Here is a 5,999-nt window from a genome sequence, read left to right as displayed (position 1 = left end):
TTTTGGGAGACCGGCTGAACGCGCAGCAGCTGAAGTCCGATCTGCTGAAACGGCTGAAGAAGGGACCGCTGTTCGACGAGCAGGAGCTCCGGGACATCGAGCAGCAGGAAGCGAACTGGCTGGATGCCGCGGGGATCGGGACTTACCAGGCGGCCCTGGCGTACACGTCCAAGGCCGACTACCACGACTGGCTCCAGCTCGAACCCGGGCAGCGACTGCTCATCGCCACGCTGGAGTTCCGCGGCCGTGTCCGCGACGGCGAGCAGGACAGCCCCGCCTACACCCTCGGCCGCACGTTGCACGCGAACAAGCTGCCCGCGGAGGAACGGGCGCCGCTGCACGCCGAACGGGACCAGCAGATCCGCGAATCCTTCGTGAACACGCTAAACCCGCGGGAACCGTCGGGCGCCACCGCCAGCGATGAGGAGAAGAACCAGGCCCGCGCGCAACAGCTGCTCACCCGGATCTTCTTGATCTTGCAGAACGGTCTGCAGATCAACACCGAGCAGGGGCACATCGACTTCCGCGACGGCGACGTAGCGCGGGCGCTGGCGCACGGGGGACGGGTGAACATCCGCATTCCGTCGCTGTCGACCGGCGGGGCCGGGCGCTTCGAGTTGACGCAGTGGCTGGAGTTGACCGACGAACAGGGTGAACTCACCAACTCGGTCACGGAACGCGATTTCGCCACCCACTACATGTCGATCAGCAACGACACGGACAAGGGCCAGGGCGCGTTCAAAGAACGCGGCGGGCCGATCGCCTCGCTGCGCAACAAGGTGCCCAGAGACCCCGACGAGCAGGTCAGGCTGATGGGCGTGAACGGGGGTATGGGCGGCTTGCGGCGCTCCGACTGCAACGGTGACGTGATCTTGCCCAACGGCGCGCACGGGCACCTGCTGCTGATCTACACCCCGCCGCGGGAAAAGCGGGCGGGATCCCTCGAAGTCGGGCTGGAAACGCTCGCGCCGCACAACGAGGACAGCCCGGTCGGATACGTGCACAACTGGCGTTCCACGGAGAAGACGAGCAACCCGGAGTCCAGCGTCCACGGCCACAAGCAGGACAAGATCGGTTCGGGCAAGTTGCGGGACAACCAGCGCTACGTGGACCTCGGTGCGTTCCCCCACCCCTGGGCGGAGTTCCTGCGCAAGGTGGAAGAGGATTGGAACGCACTGATGAACGCGGCTCCGCACCCGCAGCAGGAGCGGGAACTGGTCGAACGCCTCGTCGGACCGCGCGGCGAAGGCCGGTTCCCGCATGCGGCGGGCGCGGGCTCCTGAGAGGTTCCGGTCGGGCGGCGGTGCTCGCGGCCGTTGATCCCTCCTGACGGGGAGCCGCTCCCGCCCGCACAACCGCAGGCGGGAGCGCAACAGCACCCGGGGGTCGACTGCACGCCCGTCGTTCGCAGCCGATGCCGCGATCACATGTTCTGCGCCCCGGACTTGATCGCTTCCCGAATGCGGGTGTAGGTGCCGCAGCGGCAGATGTTGCGGATCTCGTCCAAGTCGGAGTCGGTGATCTCGCGGCCCGCGGCGCGGACCTGGCGGACCTTCGCCACCGCCGCCATGATCTGGCCCGGCTGGCAGTAGCCGCACTGCGCCACGTCCTGCTCCAGCCACGCCTCCTGCATCGGGTGCAGGTCGGCGCCCGCGGTCTCGGGTAATCCTTCGATGGTGGTCACCTCGTCGTCCGGGCCGATCTCGCCGACCGGCACCGAGCACGGGTTGAACGCCTTGCCGTTGATGTGCGAGGTGCACGCCTTGCAGACGTTGATGCCGCAGCCGTACTTCGGCCCGTAGAAGCCGAGCACCTCGCGCAGCACCCACAGCAGCCGCACGTCGTCCTCGATGTCCACTGTGACCTGTTCGCCGTTCAGCCGGAAAGTCTGCTGTGCCAAGGGATTCTCCTCAAACGTGGTGGGGGCGTCGGTTCGTGTGCTGAGAAACCGGGCACTCAGTAGGCGAAATCGAGGCCGTTCGTGGGTGATTGCGGCAGCGGCGGGACCGTGGGCTTCGGCTCGAAGCTCAGCTTGTCGTGGTTGATCGGGAAGCTCGTCGGCATCGTGCCGGTGGCTCGCGCGTACGCGCAGGCGGTCGCGGCCATCGAGGAGGGAACGCCGAATTCGCCCGCACCGCCCGGTTTTCCAGTGGTCGGCGGCATGACGATGATCTCCACCTCGGGTGGTGCGTTCCACTGCCGGGTGTAGAAGTAGTCGTCCCAGCTGCCTTCCAGGAAGGTGCCGTCCTTGAGGTGCAGGCTGGAGGTCAGCGCCTGCGCGATTCCGTCGCTGATGCCGCCCTGCATCTGCGCTTCCAGACCGCGCGGGTTGAGCGCGAGCCCGGCGTCGACGGCCAGCACGACCTTGGTCACGCGGGGCCCGGTGACGGCGTTGCGGATCTTGCGGTCGACCGTCTCCGGGCGGCAGTCGATCTCTACCAGAGTGGCCGTGGCGCCCTTGTACTCCTTGTGCACGGAGATGCCCTGCGCGGTGTTCGGCGCCATTTCCCGGCCCCACTGACCGGCTTCGGCGACCTTGTCCAGCACGGCCAGCAGCCGCTCGTCGTCGATGAACTCGCGCCGGAACTGGTAGGGATCCTTGCCCATCTTCGCCCCGAGCTGGTCGACGATGAGCTCCTGCGCGGTGCGCACGTCCGGGTTGAACAGGTTGCGGTTGCTGCCGGTCGGGAACGTGTCGTACTGCATGATCTCGTTGAGCAGCTGCGTTGTCGCGCCGAACTTGTAGGGCACGCCGACGGTCAGCTCGAACACCGGCACCGAGAACCCGGCGAAGTTGCCCAGCCCCAGCGGGGGCAGCCGGGCTGCCATCGAAGTGATCGCCTCGGCGAAGCCCATCGTGTAGTCGGTGGCCACGCTGGTGTGCCGCTGCTCGAAGGTGAGCACCTTGTCGCCGGAGTAGCTGGCGCGGATGCGCGAGGTGCACATCGGGTGCGTGCGGCCCTGCCTGCATTCGTCGGTGCGGTGCCACATCAGCTTCACCGGCTTGCCGATCTCGCGAGAGATCTCGACCGCTTCCAGCACGACGTCGTTGAACATCCGGCGCCCGAACGCACCGCCGCCCTGCTGGACGTGCACGGTGACCTTTTCCTGCGGCAGCCCCAGCTTCTTCGCCACCTCCTGCTGGCACAGGATCGGCGACTGCAGGCAGGACCAGATCTCGGCGCCGTCCGCGCGCACGTCGGCGACCGCGGTGTTCGGCTCCAGCGCCGCGTTGTTGCGGAAGTGGAAGGTGAACTCGCCCTCCACGGTCTCGCCGACGTCCGGCACCACCAGCGGGATCTCCGCGGCCTTGATCTTCTCCAGCACCGTCTCGTCGGACTCGCCGTCCACAGTGCCCGGTCCCCAGCGCACCGACAGCGCGTTCACCGCGTCGATGCACTGGCCGAAGGTCGCACCGCGCACCGCCACGCCGGTGGAGATCTGCGCGACGTCGGTGATGCCCGGCATCCGCCGCACCTCGTCCAAATTGGACACCGAGTCGACGGTTCCCTTGATGGTCGGCGGGCGGCAGACCATCGTGGGCAGCGCGTCGGGCACGTCCAGGTCCATGCTGAAGCGCTTGCGCCCGGTCACCGCGTCCCTGGCGTCGACGCGGTCGTGCGGCTTGCCGACGACGCGGAACTCGGACTCGGGCTTGAGCACCGCCTCGACCTGCTTGGTGACGTCGCTGGCCGCCTTCTCCGCCAGCTCGCCGTAGGGCAGCTGGGTACCGGCCACCGAGGTGATCAACCCGGCCTTGCTGCCGAGCAGCCCCACCGGTTCGCCCAGCTCCGCCGAAGCCGCCTGCAACAACCGGCCGCGGGCGATGGCCGCGGCCACCCGGATCGGCGTGTACATCGAGATCACCGTGTTGGAACCGGCGGTGAACTGGTTGAACAGCAGCTCCGGACGGGCGTCGGCCAGCGTGACCCGCACCTTCTCCACCGGCAGGTCCAGCTCCTCGGCGATGAGCATCGCGGCCGTGGTGGTGACGCCCTGGCCGCTTTCCACCCGCGGCATCTCGAACGATGCGGTGCCGTCCGGGTGCACCTGCACCGAGATGAGGTTCGAGGTCGGCATCGCCGCCTCGGTGAGCAGGTCGTTGAGGTCGTAGGCGTCGGAGGGTTCGGGCAGCGCAGCGGCCGCCTCGGCCGGCGAGCCCAGCTGCGCGGCAGCCGCCACGGTCGGCGCCGCCAGCAGCAGCCCGAGGAAGCGGCGGCGGTCCACCTGGCCGGCGGATTGTTGCGAACTTCGTTGTTCCATCGGTTTTCCCCGCGCCGACAGCCCCGGCCGCTGGCCGGGCCGATCGGCGTTGATCGGCGGCTGGGTCAGTGCCTCATCTTGAGCACGACACCGGTGCCGATCGAGGACAGATCGCCCACCGATCCGGCGCGGATCTTGTGCGGATTGCTCCAGACCGGCGCCCGGACGGCTCAGCCGGCGTTGGCGCGAGTGGTGGACTCGACGCTGATCACGTGACTAGCCTCTCCTGGACAAGTGCCGCCGAGGGTCGCAAAGGAGCGCGCTCATGGTCGACACAGCCGATCGCACGCTCGCCGCCTTGGCGAGCACTTCGCTGCCGCGTGCGCCGCACCTGGCCGACGACCTGGTGGAACAGGTGTGGGGCGATGTCTACACCCTGGACGGCCCGGTCCCCAAGGACGACCTGCGGCGTTCCTGCCAGGACAACATCGAGGGCATCCTGACGACGCTGGCCGGCACCGGCCCCACCCCGGAGCAGCTGATGCGCGCCGCGCGCGCCACCGGGAGTCGCCGCGCCCACCAGCACTGCCCGCTGGAATGGGTGCTGCACGCCTGGCGGCTCGGCGGGCAGGTGATGTGGTCCGACCTGGCCGAACGCACCGGCGCGGAAGGCCCGGAGCAGCTGCGCGGACTGCTGGACTCGGCAGGGCGGCTGTGGAGCGTGACCGAGCGCTTCTGCACCGAGATGGCCGTGAGCTACCACGCGCAGGAAGCGCACGGCGGCACGGACCTGCGGATGGCGACCATCATGGACGCGCTGCTGGACGGCCGGGCCTCCGAGGTGCGCACCGAGGCCGAACACCTGCTGGACCTGGGGCGCGGGCGGCGGTTCGCGGTGGCGGTCGCCGAAACCTCCGGTGAGCGCCCGGTCTCGCCGCAGCGGATCACCAACGCGTTGCGGCGGCGCGGCATCACCTCGGCCTGGCGGCTGCGCACCGGCTGCCAGGTCGGCATCGTGGCGTTGCACGACACCGAGCCCGGCGAGATCGCCACGATGCTGCGGGAGTTCGCGGTCGCACGCGTCGGCATCTCGTCCGCGCTGACCGCGCTGCTGGAGGTCGGCGCCGGTTACCGGATGGCGATGCTGGCGCTGAGCACGCTGCCCGGGGACCGGCCGGGCACGGTGGCGCTGGACGAGTGCCTGCCGGACGCGCTGGCGCTGAGTTCGCCGGAGCTGGCCGACCGGATGGTGGACGTGACCTTCGGGCCGGTGCTGGCGCTGCCCGCGGCCGAGCGGGACGAGCTGCTCACGGCCGTGTCGGTGTGGATCCGCTCGGCCGGTTCCACGCTGCGCGCCGCGAAGTCCCTGTTCTGCCACCGGAACACGGTGCTCAACCGGCTGCGCCGGATGGAGTCGCTGACGCACCTGGACCTCAGCGACGTGACGGTGTGGCCGCAGGTGCTGCTGGCGCTGTCGATCCTGCGCCGGGAAGGCCGGGTGCCGGAGCAGCTCGACGCGCGCTGAGCAGGCCGCTCGGCGCACGCCGGTGCCGCCTTCGGGAGCGGGTCGATGCCAGTGCCGCGGGCCCACTCACCAAGCAGCCCGTTCCAGCGGACGAGGGTCGTCGATCGTGGCCGAGGGGCGCGCGAGGTTCCGGACCCGGCGCTGCGGCAGGGTGTAGCGGTCCCAGCCGGGGTCGCCGGTGGCCGCGAAGCGAACCCATGCCGAGTGCACCTCCCGAGCCAGCTCCGGCGAACGATCCTGCTCGGCTTCGGACAAGAAGCTGAGCCGCGCA

Annotated in this window: 4 protein-coding genes and 1 pseudogene; 2 read left to right on the top strand and 3 right to left on the bottom strand. The window is 69.4% G+C overall.

The annotated features are described in order from the left end of the window. Window positions 1-1,283 (top strand): hypothetical protein (locus IJH84_RS21400; protein ID WP_295148173.1); only part of this gene is annotated, 1,283 nt, incomplete at its 5' end. 140 nt (window positions 1,284-1,423) lie between these two features. On the opposite strand, the gene IJH84_RS21395 is transcribed toward IJH84_RS21400, so the two are convergent. Both IJH84_RS21395 and IJH84_RS21390 read right to left on the bottom strand, forming a co-directional pair. After that, the gene (locus tag IJH84_RS21395) at window positions 1,424-1,900 is read right to left on the bottom strand and encodes a (2Fe-2S)-binding protein (RefSeq protein WP_200069590.1); all 477 of its coding nucleotides are present in this window, start codon (window positions 1,898-1,900) and stop codon (window positions 1,424-1,426) included. A gap of 56 nt (window positions 1,901-1,956) precedes the next feature. Continuing rightward, window positions 1,957-4,263 (bottom strand): molybdopterin cofactor-binding domain-containing protein, encoded by a 2,307-nt coding sequence (locus IJH84_RS21390; RefSeq protein ID WP_295148168.1) that lies wholly within the window; start codon window positions 4,261-4,263, stop codon window positions 1,957-1,959. A gap of 265 nt (window positions 4,264-4,528) precedes the next feature. Here IJH84_RS21390 and IJH84_RS21385 point away from each other — a divergent pair, with 265 nt between their 5' ends. Further along, window positions 4,529-5,728, top strand: a complete 1,200-nt coding sequence (locus IJH84_RS21385; RefSeq protein WP_295148165.1) for a CdaR family transcriptional regulator — start codon at window positions 4,529-4,531, stop codon at window positions 5,726-5,728. A 66-nt stretch (window positions 5,729-5,794) separates the two neighbouring features. Here IJH84_RS21385 and IJH84_RS21380 read toward each other — a convergent pair. Further along, window positions 5,795-5,999, bottom strand: a pseudogene (locus IJH84_RS21380) (carboxylesterase/lipase family protein); the annotation flags it as partial.

It is taken from the genome of Saccharopolyspora sp., from assembly GCF_017434145.1.
Lineage (GTDB): Bacteria > Actinomycetota > Actinomycetes > Mycobacteriales > Pseudonocardiaceae > Saccharopolyspora_C > Saccharopolyspora_C galaxeae.
Note: the sequence above shows the minus strand (reverse complement) of the source record. Positions and strands in the feature narration are given on the sequence as shown.

Bases quoted from the DNA above. Each gene is read 5' to 3' on its own strand.
- IJH84_RS21390 (WP_295148168.1), bottom strand. From the start codon at position 4,263: ATGGAACAACGAAGTTCGCAACAATCCGCCGGCCAGGTGGACCGCCGC.
- IJH84_RS21385 (WP_295148165.1), top strand. From the start codon at position 4,529: ATGGTCGACACAGCCGATCGCACGCTCGCCGCCTTGGCGAGCACTTCG.